The following is a 20,361-nucleotide window of genomic DNA, read 5'->3' on the forward strand; positions in this document are numbered from 1 at the left end:
CTCGTTGTCCCGATACGGCGCCATGTACGGCCCGGATTACACGTTCCTGGGGGTCGACCGCTGCGACCTGGGGGATCCCGCGTCCTACGAGGGCGCGGACGTCGTGATCCTGGGCGCCCCCTTCGACGGCGGCACCTCCCACCGGCCGGGCGCCAGGTTCGGGCCGCAGGCGCTGCGGCAGGCGTGCTACCTGCCGCACGACGGCTCACGTCCGAGCCTCGCGCTGCGCGTGGACGGGCTGAAGGACCTGCGGGTGCTCGACGCCGGTGACGTCGAGTGCTACTCGGGCGACGTCGAGGGCTCCTTGCAGGCCATCGAGGACGCCGTGCACCGCATCGCGGCCTCCGGCGCGGTGCCCCTGGTGCTGGGCGGCGACCACACGATCGCGCTGCCCGACGCGCGCGGCACGGCCAGGGCGCACCTGCCCGGCCGCACCTCGATGATCCATTTCGACGCGCACGCCGACACCGGCGACATCACCTTCGGCCACCTGTACGGCCACGGGCAGCCCATGCGGCGGCTCATCGAGTCCGGCGCCATCCGCGGCGACCGGTTCCTGCAGATCGGCCTGCGCGGCTACTGGCCCGAGCCGGAGACGCTGTCGTGGATGGCCGGGCAGCGGATGCGCTCGTACGAGATGACCGAGATCGTCGCCCGCGGGCTGGACGAGGTGCTGACGGAGGCGTCCGCGATCGCGCTGGACGAGTGCGACCAGATCTTCCTGTCGGTCGACATCGACGTCTGCGACCCCGGCCACGCGCCCGGCACCGGCACGCCCGAGCCCGGCGGCCTGACCGCCCGCCAGCTCCTCGACGCCGTACGCCGCCTCTGCTACGAGCTGCCCGTCGCCGGCATGGAGCTGGTCGAGGTGGCTCCGCCGTACGACCACGCGGACATCACCGCCTTCCTCGGCAACCGGGTCATCCTGGAGGCTCTGTCGGCGATGGCCAGACGCCGCAAGGACGACGAGGGCGGGCCGCGCTGGGATCCGCGTCAGCCGCTTCTCGACGGCCGTTGACCCGTGCCCGTTAACCTGTGCGCAGCAAATGACGGATGCGAAGCCGGTAGGTTTACCTCTTAACACAACCTGCGCGAACGGGAGATTTCCCTCATGGGCCCCTACCTCCTCGGCCTGCGGCTTTCCGGCCGCCGGGTGCTCGTCGTAGGCGGCGGCCGCGTCGCCCAGCGGCGGGTGCCCGCGCTCCTGGAGGCCGGTGCGGAGGTCACGGTCGTCTCGCCGAGCGTGACCCCGGCACTCGACGACCTCATCGCCGCCGGACGGATCACCTGGCACGCCCGGCCCTACGAGGTCGGCGACTGCGACGGCGCCTGGCTCGTCCAGGCGTGCACCGACGACAGGTCCGTCAACACCGCGGTCGCCGCCGAGGCGGAGGCCAAGCGCGTGTGGTGCGTACGCGCCGACGACAAGGACGCCGCCGCCGCCTGGACCCCCGCCAGCGGGCGCGTCGGCGAGATCAGCGTGGCCGTCACCGCGGGCGGCGACCCCAGACGGGCCGCCGGCATCCGCGACGCCGTGGTCGAGGCCCTGCGCGACGGCACCGTCGACGCCCGCCGCAACCGCACCAAACCCGTCGGCGTCGCCCTCGTCGGCGGCGGTCCCGGCGATCCGGGGCTCATCACCGTACGCGGGCGGCAGCTCCTCGCGCAGGCCGACGTGGTCGTCGCCGACCGCCTCGCGCCGCGCGCCCTGCTCGACGAGCTCGCCCCCGACGTCGAGCTGATCGACGCCGCCAAGGTGCCCTACGGCCGCTCGCTGTCCCAGGAGACGATCAACGACATCCTCGTGGACCGCGCCAGACAGGGGAAGTTCGTGGTGCGGCTCAAGGGCGGCGACCCGTTCGTCTTCGGGCGGGGCGGCGAGGAGATGATCGCCTGCGCGGAGGCCGGCATCCCGGTGCTCGTCGTCCCCGGCATCACCAGCGCCGTCGCCGTCCCCGCGTCGGCCGGCGTGCCGGTGACGCACCGGGGGGTCAGCCAGGAGTTCCACGTCATATCGGTGCACGTGGCGCCCGATGACGAGCGCTCCACCGTCGACTGGCCCGGCCTGGCCCGTTCCCAGGGCACGCTGGTGCTCATGATGGCCGTCGAGCGGCTGGCGAAGGTCGCCGAGACGCTCGTTCGAGACGGACGTTCGCCGGATACTCCCGTAATGGTGGTGCAGGACGGTACCCTTCCGACGCAGCGGGCGGTCGTCGCTTCGCTTTCCACCGTGGCCGACCGCGTGTCGGCGGCTGGAATACGACCGCCGGCGATCGTCGTCGTCGGGGACGTCGTCAGGGTCGGCCAGGAGGTCGAGATGGTTCGAGCGGAGCGCCTGCCGTGAACACGGCCATGGATGACGGGCGGCCGGAGTCGCTGGGGGAGCAGACGCTGTCCTTCCCCTCGATCAGCGACGACGACACCTTCGACGCCTTCACCCCCTCCGGGGACACCAAGAAGAACCCCAAGGACACTCCGCGCGACCCGCGCCGCCCCCGCGACACCCAGGACCCCCGCGAGCGTCGCGCCGGCGACGCTCAGGATCCCCGCGAACAGCGACCGGGCCACGCTCAGGACCCCCGCGAGCGTCGCGCCGGCGACGCCCAGGACCCCCGCGAACGACGGCCCGGTGACGCCCAGGACCCCCGCGAACGACGGCCCGGCGACGCCCAGGACCCCCGCGAGCGGCGGCTCGGCGAGGCTGAGCACGTCCGCGAACTGCGCCGCGCCGGCGAACCGCCACAGGCCCGCGAGCCTCAGCCGGGCAGGGAGCCACGGCCCGCCAGCCAGCCTCAGCCGGGCCGGGAGCCGCTGCCTGCTCGCGAGCCTCAGGCGGGTCGGGAGCCGCAGCCCGCTCGGGAGCCGCAGGCGGGCCGGGAGCCGCTGCCCACGCGCGAGCCGCAGCGGAGCCGCGAGCCGCTGCCCGTTCGCGAGCCGCGGCAGGGCCGCGAGCCACAGCAGGGCCGCGAGCGGCGGCAGGTGGGAGAGCCCCAGCAGGGCCGCGAGCCGCAGCAGGCGCACGAGCCACTTCCGAGGCGTCGCCCCACGTCCCCCAACCGCCCTGCCTTCCCCGGCCACCCTGCCACGGGCGCCCCTGAGGGCCACGGCGCGCCGGGCGAGGTCAACCTGTTCGGCGTCCCCGCCAAGCCCGCTGACCGCGTTGACTTCTTCACCCCCCGCAAGCCCGCCGCCGGCACCTCCCCCGCCCCGGAGGACACCCCCTCAGCGGACCGACCCGCCCCCGGCCCTCAGGACCCCGCCCAGCCTGCCCCCGGCGCCCAGAGCCTTTTCCGGTCCGCCCCCAGCAGACCCGCTCGCCCCGCCGCCGACGCCACCCCGGGCCGTCCCGCCGCTGCACCCTCCGGCGAACCCTCCCTCTTCACCAGGCCCGCCGCACTGAACGTCCCACCCACCGGCGAGCCCTCCACCGCAACCCCCTCACCCACCGACGACCACCTCGCCCCCGAGCACCCGTACGCCCCCGAGCAGCCGACCGACGCCGAGCAGGGGACCGACGCCGAGCAACGGACCGACGCCGAGCAGCCAACTGACGCTGACCGGCAGACTGACGCTGATCAGCTCAGCGACGTTGACCAGGTAGGCGACGCCGAGCAGACGCTCGCCGCCAAGCCCTCCGCCGACGAGCCGCCCGCCGTCGAAGCGCTTCCGCCCGCCACTGACCCCTCCGCCGACCACGACGCGAGCTCTCCAGAGGACCTGAACCCCTCAGAGGCCCCGGACACCTCCACAGACCTCGCCCCCTCCGCGGAGCCCGACCTCTCCACCGAGCCCGCCCCCTCCGGCGAGGACTCCTCCGCAGACGCCGCCTCCACCGGGGACGTTGACGTCTCCGCCGGCCCGGATCTGGACCCAACGGCAGAACCGGACGACTCCGCGCCGGATCTCGCTCCGTCCACGGAGTCCCGCACCGCCGACGAGCCGGCCGACGACGAAGAGTCCACCTCCGTCCCCTCCACAGAAGCCGCACCCGCGGACGACACCTTGGCGGAGACCGCCTTCCTCCAGTCCGAGGCCACCACCCTCGACGAGGGCGAGGACGACGGCGAGGACGAAGACGAAGACGCGGAGAAGGCCGCGGAAGAGGAAGAGGACGCCGCCGCCGACGAGCGGCCCTCCGCCGACGGCACCCGTACCGAAGCCCTCCCCCCGGAGACCGTAGAAGCGCTCACCACCGCGCTCGACCAGCTCCGCGAGAGTATCACCGACATCCGCCTCGGCCTGGACCTCCCCGGCGTCAAAGACGCCAGGCAGGCCCGCACCGACCTCCTGGCCCAGCTCGACAACTACGTCCTGCCCAGGGTCCGCACCAGCACGGCCCCCGCCCTGATCGTGGTGGCCGGTTCCACCGGCGCGGGCAAGTCCACGCTGGTCAACAGCCTCGCCGAACGCAACGTCTCCCGCACCGGCATCCGCCGCCCGACCACCGGCACCCCCGTCCTGGTGTGCCATCCGGACGACCGCCAGTGGTTCGCCGAGGGCGAGCTGCTCGGCACCGTACAGCGTCTCGACCAGCCCGAGCCCACCGCCACCCGGGGCGGCGGCGCGGGCACGGGCACCAACGACGGCCTGGTCCTGGTCGCGACCGAGAAGCTGCCGCAGGGCGTGGCGCTGCTCGACACCCCCGACATCGACTCGGTCGTCGAGGAGCACCGCGAGATCGCGCACCGCATGCTCGACGCCGCCGACCTGTGGATCTTCGTGACCACGGCGGCCCGCTACGCCGACGCCCCCGCATGGAGCCTGCTCAAGCTGGCCAAGGAGCGCGGCGCCCGGCTGGCGATCGTGCTGTCGCGGGTGCAGCCGAAGGCGATGGACGTCGTGCTGAAGCACTTCGTCCGCATGCTCACCGAATACGGTCTGGGCGACATCGACCGGTTCGTCATCCACGAGTCGGAGGTCACCGACGGCAGGCTGCCCGACAGCGAGGTCACCGACCTGCGCCTGTGGCTGGCCGAGCTGTCAGTTGACGAGGAGCGGCGCGCCCAGGCCGTCCGCGAGACGCTGAACGGCGTGCTCGACAGCTTCCGCACCCGCGTACCCGCGCTGGCCAAGCACCTGGAGGCGCAGGTCGCGTTCCGCGCGGAGCTGCGCAAGGACGTGGAGGCCGCGTTCTTCGGCGCGCTGAGCGACATCGACAAGGCGGCGAGGAGCGGTTCGCTGCTGCACGGCGAGGTGCTGGCCCGCTGGCAGGACTTCGCGGGCTCGGGCGACCTCATGCGCTCGCTGCAGCTCCGCCGGCGCGGCCGGGCGGCCAGGCAGGCGCCGGAGCGGGTGATCGCGTTCAGGGCGGCGATCCGCACCGGCCTGGAGTCGGTGATCGTCGCCGCCGCCAACCGCGCCACCGCCGAGGTCGTCGCGCGCTGGCGGCACCGCGCCGAGCTGGGCGGCAAGCTCGGCGAGGGGCTTGACGTCCCCTCCGACACGCTCGTACGCAACGCCGGCCGGGCCATCGCGTCCTGGCAGGATCACCTGGGCGAGCTCGTACGCACCGAAGGCGTGGCCAAGCGCTCGGTGTCGAAGATCGTGTCGTTCGACCCCGACGCGCTGGCCCTGATCTTCACGGTCGCCATGTTCAGCGGCGCGAACGGCGAGGGCGTGCCGCACCGCCTGGTCAACGCCCTGCTCGGCGCCGAGTCGCTGCGCGGCATCGGCGCGAAGGCGCTGAGCGACCTGCGGGCCAGGATCGGTATGTTGTTCGACGAGGAAGCCATGCGTTACGTGCAAGCGCTCGACTCCGCGGGCGTGCCCGACGAGTCCGCCGCGACCCGCCTCTACCAGGCGACGTACAACCTTGAGGTCGCCCGATGACCACCACGACCACTCCCAGGCCGGGGCTCGCCGCGCGGCTGACCGCGCTCACCAAGGTGGTCGAGGTGGGCGCGGGCCGGCTCGACAAGAAGCTGCTCGACGAGGCCACGGCGCTGCTGCAGCGGGCCGGCGAACGCCTCAAGCTCTCCTCCGAGCACACCGTCGTCGCCCTCGCGGGCGGCACGGGCAGCGGCAAGTCGTCATTGTTCAACGCGATCTCGGGGCTGGAGCTGTCGCCGACGGGCGTACGCCGGCCGACGACCGGCCGCACGCACGCCTGCGTGTGGGGGCTGGAGGGCTCGGCGCCGCTGCTCGACTGGCTGCAGATCCAGTGGCGGCACCGCTTCTCCCGGGCCAGCGCGCTCGACAAGGGCGACACCCAGCTCAACGGGCTCGTCCTGCTCGACCTGCCCGACCACGACTCGATCAGGGCGCTCACCGACACCGAGGCCGACCGGCTCATCGGCCTGGCCGACCTGGTCGTGTGGGTGCTCGACCCGCAGAAGTACGCCGACGCCTCGACGCACCGGCGCTACGTCACAGAGCTGGCGGGGCACGACGCGGTCACCGTGTTCGCGCTCAACCAGGCCGACAAGCTCGACACCGAGGAGCTGGCCGAGCTGCTCATCGACCTCAACGACCTGCTGCGCCGCGAGGGCGTCGAGCACCCGAGCGTGGTGCCGACCTCGGCGGTCACCGGGCGGGGCGTCGAGAGCCTGAAGAGCGTCATCGCCACCGCCGTCTCCCGCCGCCGCGCCGCGATCCAGAAGCTGGAGGCCGACCTGCAGCGGCTGGAGCAGCGCATCGCCGAGACCATGCCGCTCGGGGAGGCGCTGTCCGCGCCCGCCTCCGTGGACGAGGCCCGCCGCATGGGCCTGACGGACGCGCTGTGCGACGCTGTCGGCGTCCCGGCCGTGGGCGAGGCCATGGAGAACGTCTACGCCGAACGTTCCAGCAAGTGGGTGGGCTGGCCGTACCCGCGCTGGGCCGACAGGTTCCGCGCCGACCCGCTGAAGAGCCTGCGGCTCGAGGACGTCAGCGAGGAGATCCGCGGGATCACGACCGGCTCGGTGAGCGCCCAGTCGGCCGAGGTCGCCAACGCCGTGCACGCCCTGGCCGACGGCCTGTCCATGAACATGCATCCCGTGTGGCGCACGGCCGTACAGCAGGCGGCGAAGTCGCGTTCCAAGCAGTTGCCCAAGGCGCTGACCGAGGACCTGGCGGAGGTGGCGCCCCGCCTCGACCACGTGCCCGGCTGGTGGTGGGCGCTTAAGATCTGGCAGTACGCGTTGGTGGCGGCGTTCCTGGCGGGCGTGGTCTGGCTGGCGGCCGGGCTGCTCATGCCTGGCTCGCTGCCGCCGTCGCTGGAGCTGCTGGGCGACAGTGCGACGCTGCCGTGGGTGGGCCTCATGATGGCTTCGGTGCTGGGGCTGGGCGCTTTGTCCGGCATCGCGGCCCGCAACTTTGTGGAGCTGGGGGCCTCGCGGGAGCGCGAACGCCTCGAACGCGAGATGCGCCGTCGGGTCGCCGCCGTGTCGGCCACGATGGTCGTCGAGCCCGTGGAGCGCGAGCTGGCCCGCCACCACACGTTCTACACGGCCCTGCGCGACCTGTCCGCCTGACCTTCCGGCCGCGGGTGGGGGCGTGAACGGGGGGCGTGAGCCCTCCGCCCGTACGCCTCCATCCACAGAATCCCGTTCGCCCGCCCGCGGCCGTAGCCGTCTACGGCACCTTGTCACCAGGCCGCGGGCACCCCGCCCGCCGCCCGCAGCAGGGGAAGGCACAGGATGAACGACATCTACGTCACGCTCACCGGCAACGTCGCAGCAGAGCCCAGGCAATACACCTTCGAGGACGGCCTCAGGGTCACCTCGCTGAGGGTCCTCACCTCACATCGCTACTTCGACAAGAAGACCGGCCAGTGGACGGACGGCGACCGCGTCTGCTTCACGGTGCGCTGCTGGCGCGCCCTCGGCGACAACGTCGCCACGTCCGTACGGGCCGGGCAGCCCGTCGTGGTCTCCGGCAGGCTGCGCATCCGCGAGTTCGGCCCGGAGGGCGACCGCCGCTTCATGCCCGAGATCGAGGCCAGCGCTGTGGGCCACGACCTGCGCTGGGGCACCGGCGCCTTCACCAAGCCCGAGCGGGGCGGCGGCACGACCTCGATGAGCAAGGAGATGCGCGACCGCCTCGACGAGGAAACCCAGGACTGGGCCATGGCCACCCGCCCCGGCCGCGCCTCCTCGCCGACCGTACGCATCCTCGGCGCCCCCGACCAGGAGCAGCCCGAACCCTTGGACGACGACACTGAGACCCACCTGACGGAGGACCGAGCGGCGGCATAACCCCCGACACCGCTGCGCCACCCGGGGCTGCCGCCCAGGCGAACCGCCACACCCCGACACACGAACAGCCCGGCAAACAACAGAACACCAACGCAACCCCGCCCCGTCCCGCCTCCCCGCCCTACGGACCGGGTCGGGCGGGCCGGGTGACTCTGCTGGGTTGGGCGGGCTAGGTTGGGCGGCCGGCTTGGGCCGGATGCGTTGGGTCGGCTGGGTGGGCGGGCCAGGTCGCGCAGGCCGGACGAAGTCGTTCGCGTGACCGGTGGGCGTGAACCGGCCCGCGCGAGAGCAGCGGGCTGCGGCGGCAGAAGGCGGCGGGTCTGTGATCGTCGCCCTCACCCCGGACCAGGCGAGCGCCCGACCAGGCGAGCAGTCCTGGCTCGGATCAGGCGAGCAGCTTTGGCTCGGATCAGGCGAGCAGTCCTGGCTCGGATCAGGCGCGCAGTCCTGGCCCGGACCAGGTGAGTAACCCTGGCCCGGATCAGGTGAGTGACCCTGATCCGGGCAGGCGGGCAACCGACCATCCAGGCAGGGACCGCCGCCGGAGGAGCGGGGGAGATGGGCGGGGAAAGCTGGGGGAGGGGGGCACCGGCCAGGCCCGTTACTTCACCCCGAGGGCGGCCGATGGCATGTTCACCAGCATTAGATCCCGAGAGAGCATCTATCAGGTCCAGATGACGCCCCGCACCATGGCTGCTCCTTTCCGGCACGGCCCGCTCGCGGAGTGAGCAGGCACGGTCCATGCCAACGTATAGGTTCCCATCGCACAACGCACACTCCGCAATTATTGTGTTACACATCGTTAGTTAGGGAGGAGACGAGATGGCGGCGACCAGTCACGCCTCGATCCAGCCTCGCGACGGTGTGTCAACACTGGTCGGCCGCTGGCCGTTGCTCGGGCAACGCCGCGCGCTCGTGATCTACCTGGCCGCGATGGTCGCTCTCGACCTCGTCGCGATCATGGTGTTCGCGGTAACACTGGAGTTCCGGTGGCCGGACGTGTACACCTTCGCCGCACTCATGGGCTGCGGCGCGGTCTGCATCGAGGCGACCCGGCGGCTCGGGGTGCCGGCCGGAGTCTCACGCGACCTGCTGTCGGCCTGGTGGTTGCCGGTGGCGCTGCTCCTGCCGCCGCTCTACGCGTTGTTCGCGCCGATCGTCCTGCACGCGCTCCTGCAGGTACGGGTCCGGGCGACCGTCCTCTACCGGCGGGTCACCAGCGCGGCCGCCATCGGCCTGGCGGGATGTACGGCTTCGGTGCTGTTCCATCGTTTCGTCGCGGAGCCGGGGCTGCTGTCGCAGGGCAGCGGGCCGCCGATCATCTTCGCGGTCGTGGCCGCCGTCCTCTTCGCGCTGCTCAACATCGCCCTCATCGCCATCGCAGCCCTGACCGCCGACCCTGACATGAGCTGGCGCGAGGTGCTCTGGGACAAAGAGAGCCTCCTGCTCGACATCGTCGAGCTGTGTCTGGGCATCTCCGTCGCGATCGTCTGCGGGCTCAACCTGGCCCTGCTCCTGCTCGCCCTGCCGCCTGTCGTCCTGCTGCAACGCAGTCTGCTGCACGCCCAGCTCCAGGCGGCGGCCCGTACGGACGCCAAGACCGGTCTGCTCAACGCCGCCGCCTGGCATCGCGAGGCCGACATGGAGATCGTCCGGGCGCGGCGCACCGGCGCGAGCCTGGCCCTTCTGATCATCGACATCGACCACTTCAAACGCGTCAACGACGCCCACGGTCACCTGGCCGGCGACCAGGTGCTCGTTGGCGTGGCGTCCACGTTGCGCGGTCAGCTCCGCGAGTACGACGTGGTGGGCCGCTTCGGCGGCGAGGAGTTCGTGGTGCTGCTGCCGGGCGCCGACTCCCATGAGGCCCGTCGCGTCGCCGAGCGCCTGCGCACCCGCATCCGCCACCTGGCCGTCCCCGCCGATGACACCCTGATCAGGGTCACCGTCTCGACCGGCGTGGCTCTGATGAACGTACACGGCGACGATCTCATCGAGCTGCTGGCCGCCGCCGACCTGGCCCTCTACCGAGCCAAGGAGCTGGGCCGCGACCGCGTCTGCGTGTCCGTCATCCAACCGCAGCCCGGCTCCCTACCCGCCACCGAGCCCCCTCCGGAGCACCACCTCCTCCCCGAGTCGCATCCGGAGTCCCATCTCCTCCCCGAGCCCCAGCTGGCGCCCTGCCCTCTCCCCGAGTCGCATCCGGAGTCTCATCTCCTCCCCGAGTCGCATCCGGAGCCCCACCTCCTCCCCGAGCCCTATCCGGAGCCCCGCCCTCTTCCCGAGCCCTATCCGGAGCCCCGCCCTCTTCCCGAGCCCTATCCGGAGCTCCACCATCTTCCCGAGCCTCCTCCTCCGCACCCCGATAGCCCATCTCAGCCTCAGTCCTTGTCTCCGTCTCCGTCGTTGGATGCGTCTCCTTCCCAGGCTCTGTCTCGGTCGCAGTGCCAGCCCCAGCCCCAGCCCAGATCCGATCCCGAGCTCGCCCCTGGCCCCCGCCCCGACCTCGACGCCGGGCCCGACCTCGCCCCTCAGCTCGGTCTCGGGTCCCATCCTCGGCTCGGGCTCCATCCCGAGTCGCAAGCCGGGCCTCAGCCTCAGCCCTGGGCCCAGTCTCAGATCCAGGGTGAGTATGCGATTCCGGTTCAGCCTCAGGCCCACCAGGTTCAACCTCTTCCTGAGCCGGAGGTCTGAGAGGAGCGTTGGAGGAGGACACTCGGAACCCGGCGGCCCAGAAGGCGGTCGCGTGGGTGCGGTGGGGAGGAGCGGCGGAAGCCTGGGTCAGGAGCCCCTAAGCTAGGGGGCATGCCGGAGTACATCTACACGCTGCAGCGCGTGCGTAAGGCGCACGGCGACAAGGTGGTCCTTGACGACGTCACGCTGTCGTTCCTGCCCGGAGCCAAGATCGGTGTTCTGGGGCCGAACGGCACCGGGAAGTCCACGCTGCTCCGGATGATGGCCGGCCTGGAGCAGCCGTCCAACGGTGACGCGCGGCTCATGCCGGGCTTCACGGTGGGCATGCTCCAGCAGGAGCCCCCGCTCAACGAGGAGAAGACGGTCCTCGGCAACGTGCAGGAGGGCGTCGCCGAGACGATGGCGATGCTCCAGCGCTTCAACGAGATCGCCGAGCAGATGGCCACCGACTACAGCGACGAGCTGATGGACGAGATGGGCAAGCTGCAGGACCAGTTGGAGCACCGCAACGCCTGGGATCTCGACAGCCAGCTCGAACAGGCGATGGACGCCCTGCGCTGCCCGCCGCCCGACGCCGACGTCACCACGCTGTCCGGTGGTGAGCGCCGCCGGGTCGCGCTGTGCAAGCTGCTGCTGGAGGCCCCCGACCTGCTGCTGCTCGACGAGCCCACCAACCACCTCGACGCCGAGAGCGTGCAGTGGCTGGAGCAGCACCTGGAGAAGTACGCCGGCACCGTGCTGGCCGTCACCCACGACCGCTACTTCCTGGACAACGTGGCGAACTGGATCCTGGAGCTCGACCGCGGCCGGGCCTACGCCTACGAGGGCAACTACTCGACCTACCTGGAGGCGAAGGCGCAGCGCCTCAAGGTCGAGGGGCAGAAGGACGTCAAGCGCAAGAAGCGCCTGGAGGACGAGCTGGAGTGGGTCCGCTCCAACCCGAAGGCCCGCCAGACCAAGAGCAAGGCCCGTCTCCAGCGGTACGAGGAGATGGCGGCCGAGGCTGACAAATACCGCAAGCTGGACTTCGACGAGATCCAGATCCCGCCGGGCCCGCGTCTCGGCACCACCGTCATCAGGGCCGAGGAGCTCACCAAGGGCTTCGACGACCGGCTGCTGATGGAGGGCCTGACGTTCGACCTGCCGCGCAACGGCATCGTCGGCATCATCGGCCCCAACGGCGTCGGCAAGACCACGCTGTTCCGGATGATCACCGGCGGTGAGACGCCCGACAAGGGCTCGATCACGATCGGCGACACGGTCAAGATCTCCTACGCGGACCAGAGCCGTGGCGGCATCGACCCGAACAAGAACGTCTGGGAGGTCGTCTCCGACGGGCTCGACCACATCAAGGTCGGCAACGTCGAGATGCCGTCGCGGGCCTACATCGCGGCGTTCGGGTTCAAGGGCCCCGACCAGCAGAAGAAGGCGGGGGTGCTGTCGGGCGGCGAGCGCAACCGGCTCAACCTGGCGCTCACCCTCAAGCAGGGCGGCAACGTGCTGCTGCTGGACGAGCCGACCAACGACCTCGACACCGAGACCCTGTCGTCGCTGGAGAACGCGCTGCTCGACTTCCCGGGCTGCGCGGTCATCACCTCGCACGACCGCTGGTTCCTCGACCGCATCGCCACGCACATCCTGGCGTGGGAGGAAGGGTCGAACTGGTTCTGGTTCGAGGGCAACTACGCCGACTACGAGAAGAACAAGATCGAGCGGCTGGGCGCGGACGCGGCACGCCCGCACCGGGTGACGTACCGCAAGCTGCACCGCGACTAAAAGCGGGTCGTACGTAAGGCGGCAGGCGCCGGCCCCCTCGGGACCGGCGCCTGCCGTCATGAGGAGGCAGGTCAGCCTTCCGCCTTCACCGCCACCTTGACGGGGGTCCGGTCGGTACGCCGCCAGGGGCCGTTGAACATCAGGATCGCGGGGACGAACAGCACGAGGCAGCCGAGTGCCACGTACAGCCAGGTCTGCCAGCCGGTGGCCTCGACCACCCGCGGGATGACGAGCAGCCCGACCACCGCGATGCCCTTGGACAGGAAGCCGAACAGGCCCCACGCGGTGCCCTGCAGGCGCGGGTCGGCGTCCTCGGCGTCCTCGGAGTAGTTCGCCATCCACGGCGCGTACGCGACACCGAGCGAGCCGCCGAGCAGTGCGCCGACGACCATGAGCGTCCCGGAGGAGACGCCGGGCGAGCCGAGGAGCACGGCGAGGAAGGCGGTGACGAGCACGGCGGCGATCGTCCCGCCGAGGGTGAACGGCTTGCGGAGCTGGAGCCGGTCCGACAGGCGGCCGGTGATGATGAGCGTGATGAGGTTGAGGCTCCAGAACGCCGCCATGATCGTGGACGCCTCCGCGCTGCTCACGCCGAGGGCGCCGACCAGCATGGTCTGCCCGAACAGCGACAGCGTGATGTAGAGGACCAGCCACAGCGAGATGCCGACGACGTGCGCCCAGATGTTGGGCCGGGCGAACAGCGCCGAGATCCGGACCGGCCGCGTCACGTCCACGGCCTCGGTGGCGGCGCGTTCGGTGTGCTGGATCCTGGCCCGCAGCTCGGGGGAGAGGTCGGCGATGTTGAGCGCGATGACGATGGAGATGACCAGCGAGAAGCAGCCCATGATGACGAACTGCGAGCGCCAGGAGTCGTTGAAGATCGGCAGGGTCCAGCCGGCGACGGCGGCGGCCAGGAAGTTCGCGCCGACCGGCCCCCACGTCCAGAACCCGAACGCCTGCGCCCGGCCGAGCCGCGGGGAGAAGTCGCGGATCAGCGGAGCCGTGCTGGCCATCGCCACCCCGTCCACGAACGCCAGCACGATCCTGGCGATCAGCAGGTCGCGCGGGCTGTGCACGAGCGTCATGGCGAAGCAGCACACGGCGGTCAACGCCATGAGCGGGATGAGCAGCCGCACCCGCCCCACCCGGTCGGTGAGCCGGCCGCCGAGGATGGAGGCGATCGCGCCGGCCACGGCCGCCGCGCCGGACACGGCGCCGTACGTGGCCAGCGTCATGTCCAGGTCTTTCAGCAGCAGCGGGACGACGGGCGCGATCTGCCCTTCGTAGGAGCCGATGAGGATGGCCAGGACGGCCATGGTGAGGATCTTCATGCGCCGGGCGCCGGTCGGGTACTCGTCGAGCTCGCGGACGTAGGACAGCCTCATGGACGGCCTTTCTGATCGGGCTGGACCCCCGCCTAGTTCTAGAAGCTAGCTCTAGAATCGGTTTCTGCGATGCTGCTCCTCACACCGGGCCTCCGTCAAGGGTGAGTCGCGGTCCGCGCGCTAGAATGAAATTCTAGGATTCGACGGAGTAAGGGAGTCTCGCCTTGGACCTGGAACTCGACGGCCTTGAGGTGATCTTCGACCACACGGCCGTGGCCGCGCCGCGCATCAGGGACCTGCTGCCGATCTACGGCGACCTGCTCGGCGGCCGGCATCTGGGCGGCGGGGGCGACAACCGGGTCAGCGGCTACCGCACCCTGCAGCTCACGTACGCGAACGGCGGCAAGGTCGAGCTGATGGAGCCGCTGGCGGGCTCGTCCTTCTTCGACAGCTTCTTCGAGCTCACCCGGGGCCGGGGCGGCGTCCACCACCTGAACTTCCACGTCAACGACCTGGACGCGGCCGTCGCCCGGCTCACCGCCCGCGGCTTCCGCCTGCACGGGCTCAACCGGGCCGACGCGCGCTGGCAGGAGGTGTTCCTGCACCCCAAGGAGGCGCAGGGGGTGCTGATCCAGCTCGCCCAGCCGGGCTTCCGCGACGCGAACGAGCCGCGGCCGAGCCTGGAGGAGGTGCTCGCCGGGCGCGGCCGCAACGGCAACGGCGTCCCCAGTCCCTGATCCGGCTTCGCGGGTCTTCCCTCTCTGGTCTCGCCAGATTTAGAGTGAGATTCTAGAACCAGATTGGGGAGGCCGATGAAGCCGGCACCTAAGCCCACACCCGACACCCAGCCGTTCTGGGACGGCACGGCCGCGGGAGAGCTCAGGATCCAGCGTTGCCAGACGTGCGCGCGCCACTACTTCTACCCGCGGCCGAGCTGCCCCCATTGCGGCAGTGACCAGGTCGAATGGGTCCGGGCCAGCGGCCGCGCGACCCTCTACTCGTACGTGATCAACCACCGCCCCGCCCCCGGCTTCGAGGACGAAGGACCGTACGCCATCGCGGTCGTCGAGCTGGAGGAGGGCGTACGCATGATGACCAACATCGTGGGCGTCGAGAACGTCCCCGAGAACCTGCCGCTGGACATGGAGCTGCGGGTGGTGTTCGAGCGGCGCGGCGAGGTGTCGGTGCCCCTCTTCGAGCCCGCCGCCACGGACGCTGGAGGCGCCCGATGAACGTCGTGATCGCCGGCGCCGCCGAGACCGACGAGGTCGGCCGCCTCCCGAACCACTCGACCCTCCAGCTCCACCTGGAGGCCGCCCGCAACGCGCTCGCCGACGCGGGGCTGACCAAGGACGACATCGACGGCGTCGCCACGGTCGGCACGCCCGGTCCGATCCAGGTGGCCCACGCCCTCGGCATCACCCCCGCCTGGCTGGACGGCACGGGCGTGGGCGGCTCGTCGTTCCTGTTCCACGTACGGCACGCGGCGGCGGCCATCCGCGCCGGGCTGTGCCACACCGTGCTCATCACGCACGGCGAGTCGGGCCGCTCGCGGGTCGGGGCCGGCCGGTACGGCATGGGGCCGGACTCGCTGCTGGGCCAGTTCGAGGTGCCGTACGGCGTGGTGGGGCCGCCCACGTCGTTCACGATCACCGCGTTGCGCTACATGAAGGAGACCGGCCTCACCCACGAGCAGCTGGCCGAGGTGGCGGTGGCGCAGCGGCGCTGGTCGCACCTCAACCCGCGGGCGATGTTCCGCGATCTCATCACGGTCGAGGACGTGTTCGCCTCGCGCATGGTCGCCTACCCGTTCCACCTGCTGGAATGCTGCCTGGTCACGGACGGCGGCGGCGCCCTGGTCGTCACCTCCGCCGAGCGCGCCCGGCGCTCCCCGGTCCACCTGCTGGGCTCGGGCGAGTCGGCGGAGTCGCCGATCATCTCGCAGATGGAGGACTTCACCACCTCGAAGGCGTTCCGGCGGTCGGGGGAGGCGGCGTTCGCCGAGGCCAAGATCACGCACGAGGACGTCGACCACCTCATGGTGTACGACGCCTTCGCCCATGTGCCGATCTACGGCCTGGAGGATCTCGGGTTCGTGGGCCGGGGCGAGGCGGGGGCGTTCATCGCCGAGGGCCACACCTCGCCCGGCGGCCGGCTGCCCATGAACACCAACGGCGGCGGCCTGTCCTACACGCACACCGGCATGTACGGCATGTTCGCCATCCAGGAAGCGGTGCGCCAGCTCCGCGGCGAGGCGGCGGCCCAGGTGCCCGGGGTGGAGGTGAGCGTGGTGCTGGGCAACGGCGGCATGTTCGCCTCGGCCGCGACCCTCGTCCTCGCCAACCGCCTGCCCTGACGCGCCGAGCCGGCCGGGGGAGCTCAAGCCCCCGGCCGGCAGGCGTCGGCGTGGGATCAGTCGCGCCAGGTGACCAGCGCGTCCAGGGCCTCGACGCGGGAGCCGGTGACGAGGAGCGGGTTGATCTCCAGGGACTCCAGCCGTTCGCCGAGGCTCTCGGCGAACGCCGCGATCCGCGCCACCACCTCGGCCACCGCGCCGAGATCGGCGGGCTCGGCGCCCCGAGCCCCCTGCAGCAGCGCCGCGCCGCGCAGCTCCGACAGCGCCCGGCGGACCTCCGCGGCGTCCACCGGCAGCACGCGCAGCGCCGCGTCCCGCAGCACCTCGACCCACACCCCGCCGAGCCCGACGGCGAGCGTCAGCCCCCAGGTGGGATCGCGGACGATCCCGACCAGCAGCTCGATCCCGCCGCCGCGCTGCGGCTGCACGAGCACCCCGTCCGCGTCCGGCACCGCGGCCATGAGCTCGCCGTGGATCCGCCCGACCGCGGCGGCGTCCCGTACGTCCAGCCGGACCCCGCCGATGTCGCTCTTGTGGCCGAGCCCTTCGGCGGCCACCTTGAGCACGACGGGATAGCCGAAGCTCTCGGCCGCCGCGACCGCCTCGTCCGCGGTCCGGGCGAGCGCCGACGGCACGACGGGCAGCCCGGCCGAGGCCAGCAGGGCGGCGGCCCGGTGCTCGGCCCACACCCCGGCCGCCCCTTCAGGAACGGCCACGGTGGCGGGCGGAGCCGCGGCGGGCCGGGACAGGGCGTGCTCCCGGGTCTCGGACCAGCGGACCGCGGCCGCGATGGCCTGGAGGCCGTGCTCGATCCCGCCCGCCACATACGGATAGCCGGTCTCCCGCTGCACCTGCCGCCCGAACTCCGTGACGTCCGTCAGCACGTTGCTCACCACGACGACCGGCACCGGCGACTCGGCGATGCGCCGCGCGCTGGCCGCGTACAACGCGAAGACCGGCGCCGGGTCGGGCGGCGCGACCTTGGGCGGCTCGGACAGCAGCAGCACCACGTCGATGCCGGGATCGGCGGTGACCACCTCCAGCGCCCGCCCGAGCAGCGTCCGGTCGATGAGGACGTAGCCGGTGACGTCGAGCGGGTTCTGCACGGTGCCGAACGACGGCACGATCTCGGCCAGCTTGGCCACGGTGTCCGGCGCGAACGCCGGCAGCTCCAGCCCTTCGTCCTCGGCCCGGTCGGCGATGATCTCCGACGCGCCGCCGGAGGGCGTCACGACGCCGACCCGCCGGCCGGGCAGCGGCCCGGTCGCGGCCAGCAGCCCGGCCGTGATGATCAGGTCCTCCAGCGAGCGCACCCGGATCACGCCGAGCTGCCGCAGGGCGGCGTCGATGACGTCGTCGTCGCCGACGAGCGCGCCCGTGTGGGCCTGCGCGGTACGCGAGGCCAGCGTGCTGCGCCCGATCTTCAGCGCCACGATCGGCTTGCCGGCCTCCAGAGCCCGCCGCGCCACCCGGGAGAACTCGGCCGGGTTCCTGATCGTCTCCAGGAACAGTGCGATCACCTTGGTCGCCGGATCGTCCACGAGGTAGTCGACCACGTCGGTGACCGTGACGACGGACTCGTTGCCCATCGAGGTGAGCAGGCTGACGCCGACGTTGCGGGCCAGCGCGAAGCCCAGCACCGAGCTGGCCAGCGCGCCGCTCTGCAGCACCACGCCGACCGAGCCGCGCAGCAGCGGCTCGGGGATGGGCAACCCGTACGGGGTGATCCCGGCGGCGGCGTTGATGTAGCCGTTGCCGTTGGGCCCGAGGACGGTCAGGCCGTGCTCGCGAGCGAAGCCGGCGATCTCGGCCTCCATCCGCGCGCCCTCCTCGCCCGACTCGCCGAAGCCCGCCGTCAGCACCACGTAGTCGCGGATGCCGAGCTTGGCGCCCTCCTTGAGCACGCCGAGCACCGCCGGGGTCGGCACCATGACGTACGCGAGGTCGACGGGCCCGGGGATCTCGGTGAGGCTGCGGTGGGCGGGCTGCCCGTGCACCACGCCGCCGCGCGGGTTCACCAGGTGCACCGGCCCGGGGAACCCGTGCGTACGCAGGTTGAGCAGGGTGCTGACCGACCAGCCCGACTTGTCGGTGGCGCCGACCAGGGCGATCGAGCGCGGGTTGAACAGTGCGTGGACCGACATGCGATCACTCCCCGATGAGACCCAGCCGCGCGTGTCCCTTGATGAGGTTGCGGGCGATGGTACGGCGCTGGATCTCGTCGGTGCCCTCGAAGATGCGCAGCAGCCGCAGCTCGCGGTACCACCGCTCGATCGGCAGCTCCTTCGTGTACCCCATACCCCCGTGGATCTGGAGCACCCGGTCGACGACCTGGTTGGCCATGACCGCGCCGTTGAGCTTGGCGATGGAGGAGGCGTGCCGGGCGTCCATGCCCTCCTGGACCCGCCAGGCCGCGTACAGCGTGAGCCACTTGGCGGCCTCGATCTCCACCTGGGAGTCGGCGATCATCCACTGGATGGCCTGGTACTCCGCGATCGCCTGCCCCATCGACTTGCGGATCTTGGCGTAGTCGACGGCCATCTGGAGCATGCGCTCGGCCGAGCCGATGGCGCGGGCGGGGATCATGTAGCGGCCCTGGCCGATCCACTGCATGGCCAGCTCGAAGCCCTTGCCCAGCTCGCCGAGGATGTTCTCCTCCGGCACCCGGACGTCCTGGAACACCAGCGACGCCGGGCCCCACTCGCCCATGGTCGGGATCGGCTCGGAGGTCCAGCCCATCTCCCTGTCCACCAGGAAGCAGGTGACGCCGTGCTCCTCGGCCACGGCGAACACCATGACGAAGTCGGCCTCGCTGCCGTTGGTGATGAAGGTCTTCTCGCCGTTGATGATCCACTCGCTGCCGTCGCGTACGGCCTTGGTGCGGATGTTGCGGGCGTCGGAGCCCGCGCCCGGCTCGGTGATCGCGAAGCAGGAGCGGCGCTCGCCCTCGATGGTGGGGATGAGGTAGCGGCGCTTCTGCTCCTCGGTGCCGGCGTAGAGGATGTTGTCGGCGGTGCCGCCGAAGGTGAACGGCACGAACGTACGGCCCAGCTCCATCGCGATGATCGCGGACATGACGGGGCCGAGGGCGGCGCCGCCGTACTCCTCGGGGGTGTTGATGCCCCAGAACCCGGACTTCCTGGCCTTGGCGCGCAGCTCGACCAGGGTGTCGCGGTCGATCGCCGGCCGGCCTTCGCGCTCGTTGCGCAGGACCTCGGGCTCCAGCGGCATGACCTCTCTCTCGATGAAGGACCGTACGGTGTCGCGGATCTGCCGTTCCTCGGGGGTGAGTGAGAAGTCCACGGCCGCCTCCTGCCTGCGGAAATTTCTAGAATCTTTCTCTAGGAATACATTCGGGGCAAGGAGGTCCGGTGTCAAGAATCAGATTCTAGAATTTGGAGGCGCTAGCATGGCACGCATGGCACGCAAGTCGTCGTGGGAGTGGAGCCGCACCGCGCAGACCCGCAAGAGCATGCTGCAGGCGGCCCGTGAGGTCTTCAGCGAGCACGGCTTCGCCGAGGCCAACGTCTCCGAGGTGGTGGCCCGCGCCGGATCCAGCGTCGGCAGCCTCTATCACCACTTCGGCGGCAAGACCGAGCTGTTCCTCGCCCTCTACGAGGACCACCAGGCGGCGCACGAGCAGGCGTCGGCCGCCAGCGTGTCCAAGGCCAAGAAGGAGGGCGTGAGCGACCCGGTCGAGCTGCTGATCGCCGGGGCGCGCGCCTACCTCGCCGGGGCGTGGGAGCGCCGCGACCTGGTCCGGCTGTTCATCGACGGCGACGGGCCGCCCGGCTTCGAGCTGATCAGGCGCACCCGGGGCCGCGAGTGGGTCCGCCAGAACGCCGTGCTGCTCGGCGCCGGCGGCGACCCGCTCGACCGGTTCACCGTGGCCGTGCTGACCAGCATCATCGGCGAGGCCGCGCGCGAGGTCGCCACCTCCGACACCGAGGAGGAGGCGCAGGAGGTCATCGAGGCGGCGATGACGCTGATCCGCCGCCTCGACCCCCTGCGGGTCCTCGACGAGAGCTGAGCCCGG

The 20,361-nt window shown here is 71.5% G+C and carries 14 protein-coding genes; 11 read left to right on the forward strand and 3 right to left on the reverse strand.

Annotated features, from left to right (window positions below; all coding sequences use genetic code 11):
- Nucleotides 1–4: 4 nt before the first annotated feature.
- The 7 genes from speB to ettA all read left to right on the forward strand — a co-directional run bounded on the left by speB (nucleotide 5) and on the right by ettA (nucleotide 12,644).
- Entirely contained in the window at nucleotides 5–1,018 is a 1,014-nt protein-coding gene (gene speB, locus ABD292_RS11410; protein WP_344207071.1) for an agmatinase, read from the forward strand.
- 93 nt (nucleotides 1,019–1,111) lie between these two features.
- Nucleotides 1,112–2,344 carry a uroporphyrinogen-III C-methyltransferase gene (gene cobA / locus ABD292_RS11415; protein WP_344207072.1) on the forward strand — a complete coding sequence of 411 codons (1,233 nt, stop codon included), beginning with the start codon at nucleotides 1,112–1,114 and terminating at the stop codon, nucleotides 2,342–2,344.
- Nucleotides 2,341–5,829, forward strand: coding sequence for a dynamin family protein (locus ABD292_RS11420; protein WP_344207073.1), 3,489 nt, complete (start codon nucleotides 2,341–2,343; stop codon nucleotides 5,827–5,829). The genes cobA and ABD292_RS11420 overlap by 4 nt, the downstream gene beginning before the upstream one ends.
- Complete coding sequence (locus ABD292_RS11425) at nucleotides 5,826–7,451, forward strand: GTP-binding protein (protein WP_344207074.1); 1,626 nt, start codon at nucleotides 5,826–5,828, stop codon at nucleotides 7,449–7,451. The genes ABD292_RS11420 and ABD292_RS11425 overlap by 4 nt, the downstream gene beginning before the upstream one ends.
- A gap of 165 nt (nucleotides 7,452–7,616) precedes the next feature.
- Nucleotides 7,617–8,174, forward strand: coding sequence for a single-stranded DNA-binding protein (locus ABD292_RS11430; RefSeq protein WP_344207075.1), 558 nt, complete (start codon nucleotides 7,617–7,619; stop codon nucleotides 8,172–8,174).
- An 822-nt stretch (nucleotides 8,175–8,996) separates the two neighbouring features.
- Entirely contained in the window at nucleotides 8,997–10,868 is a 1,872-nt protein-coding gene (locus tag ABD292_RS11435; protein WP_344207076.1) for a diguanylate cyclase, read from the forward strand.
- A 111-nt stretch (nucleotides 10,869–10,979) separates the two neighbouring features.
- A complete protein-coding gene (gene ettA / locus ABD292_RS11440) occupies nucleotides 10,980–12,644 on the forward strand; it encodes an energy-dependent translational throttle protein EttA (RefSeq protein ID WP_344207077.1) in 1,665 nt (554 codons plus the stop codon).
- 71 nt (nucleotides 12,645–12,715) lie between these two features.
- Here the strand turns inward: ettA and ABD292_RS11445 are convergent, their stop codons facing one another.
- Nucleotides 12,716–14,029 carry an MFS transporter gene (locus ABD292_RS11445; protein WP_344207078.1) on the reverse strand — a complete coding sequence of 438 codons (1,314 nt, stop codon included), beginning with the start codon at nucleotides 14,027–14,029 and terminating at the stop codon, nucleotides 12,716–12,718.
- Nucleotides 14,030–14,193: 164 nt separating this feature from the next.
- On the opposite strand from ABD292_RS11445, the gene ABD292_RS11450 reads away from it, so the two are divergent.
- The 3 genes from ABD292_RS11450 to ABD292_RS11460 all read left to right on the forward strand — a co-directional run bounded on the left by ABD292_RS11450 (nucleotide 14,194) and on the right by ABD292_RS11460 (nucleotide 16,325).
- Nucleotides 14,194–14,706 (forward strand): VOC family protein, encoded by a 513-nt coding sequence (locus ABD292_RS11450; RefSeq protein ID WP_344207079.1) that lies wholly within the window; start codon nucleotides 14,194–14,196, stop codon nucleotides 14,704–14,706.
- Nucleotides 14,707–14,781: 75 nt separating this feature from the next.
- The gene (locus ABD292_RS11455; RefSeq protein WP_344207080.1) at nucleotides 14,782–15,201 is read left to right on the forward strand and encodes a Zn-ribbon domain-containing OB-fold protein; all 420 of its coding nucleotides are present in this window, start codon (nucleotides 14,782–14,784) and stop codon (nucleotides 15,199–15,201) included.
- Nucleotides 15,198–16,325, forward strand: coding sequence for a thiolase C-terminal domain-containing protein (locus tag ABD292_RS11460; RefSeq protein ID WP_344207081.1), 1,128 nt, complete (start codon nucleotides 15,198–15,200; stop codon nucleotides 16,323–16,325). The genes ABD292_RS11455 and ABD292_RS11460 overlap by 4 nt, the downstream gene beginning before the upstream one ends.
- 56 nt (nucleotides 16,326–16,381) lie before the next feature.
- Here the strand turns inward: ABD292_RS11460 and ABD292_RS11465 are convergent, their stop codons facing one another.
- A complete protein-coding gene (locus ABD292_RS11465; protein ID WP_344207082.1) occupies nucleotides 16,382–18,469 on the reverse strand; it encodes an acetate--CoA ligase family protein in 2,088 nt (695 codons plus the stop codon).
- Between the two features lie 4 nt (nucleotides 18,470–18,473).
- Complete coding sequence (locus tag ABD292_RS11470) at nucleotides 18,474–19,628, reverse strand: acyl-CoA dehydrogenase family protein (protein WP_344207083.1); 1,155 nt, start codon at nucleotides 19,626–19,628, stop codon at nucleotides 18,474–18,476.
- A 115-nt stretch (nucleotides 19,629–19,743) separates the two neighbouring features.
- On the opposite strand from ABD292_RS11470, the gene ABD292_RS11475 reads away from it, so the two are divergent.
- Nucleotides 19,744–20,355 (forward strand): TetR/AcrR family transcriptional regulator, encoded by a 612-nt coding sequence (locus tag ABD292_RS11475; RefSeq protein WP_020542109.1) that lies wholly within the window; start codon nucleotides 19,744–19,746, stop codon nucleotides 20,353–20,355.
- Nucleotides 20,356–20,361: the final 6 nt, after the last annotated feature.

The sequence above is a fragment of the Nonomuraea bangladeshensis genome (assembly GCF_039529455.1).
Taxonomy (GTDB): Bacteria; Actinomycetota; Actinomycetes; order Streptosporangiales; family Streptosporangiaceae; genus Nonomuraea; species Nonomuraea bangladeshensis.

Bases quoted from the DNA above. Each gene is read 5' to 3' on its own strand.
- cobA (WP_344207072.1), top strand. From the start codon at position 1,112: ATGGGCCCCTACCTCCTCGGCCTGCGGCTTTCCGGCCGCCGGGTGCTC.
- ABD292_RS11425 (WP_344207074.1), top strand. From the start codon at position 5,826: ATGACCACCACGACCACTCCCAGGCCGGGGCTCGCCGCGCGGCTGACC.
- ABD292_RS11430 (WP_344207075.1), top strand. From the start codon at position 7,617: ATGAACGACATCTACGTCACGCTCACCGGCAACGTCGCAGCAGAGCCC.
- ABD292_RS11435 (WP_344207076.1), top strand. From the start codon at position 8,997: ATGGCGGCGACCAGTCACGCCTCGATCCAGCCTCGCGACGGTGTGTCA.
- ettA (WP_344207077.1), top strand. From the start codon at position 10,980: ATGCCGGAGTACATCTACACGCTGCAGCGCGTGCGTAAGGCGCACGGC.
- ABD292_RS11445 (WP_344207078.1), bottom strand. From the start codon at position 14,029: ATGAGGCTGTCCTACGTCCGCGAGCTCGACGAGTACCCGACCGGCGCC.
- ABD292_RS11455 (WP_344207080.1), top strand. From the start codon at position 14,782: ATGAAGCCGGCACCTAAGCCCACACCCGACACCCAGCCGTTCTGGGAC.
- ABD292_RS11460 (WP_344207081.1), top strand. From the start codon at position 15,198: ATGAACGTCGTGATCGCCGGCGCCGCCGAGACCGACGAGGTCGGCCGC.
- ABD292_RS11465 (WP_344207082.1), bottom strand. From the start codon at position 18,469: ATGTCGGTCCACGCACTGTTCAACCCGCGCTCGATCGCCCTGGTCGGC.
- ABD292_RS11475 (WP_020542109.1), top strand. From the start codon at position 19,744: ATGGCACGCAAGTCGTCGTGGGAGTGGAGCCGCACCGCGCAGACCCGC.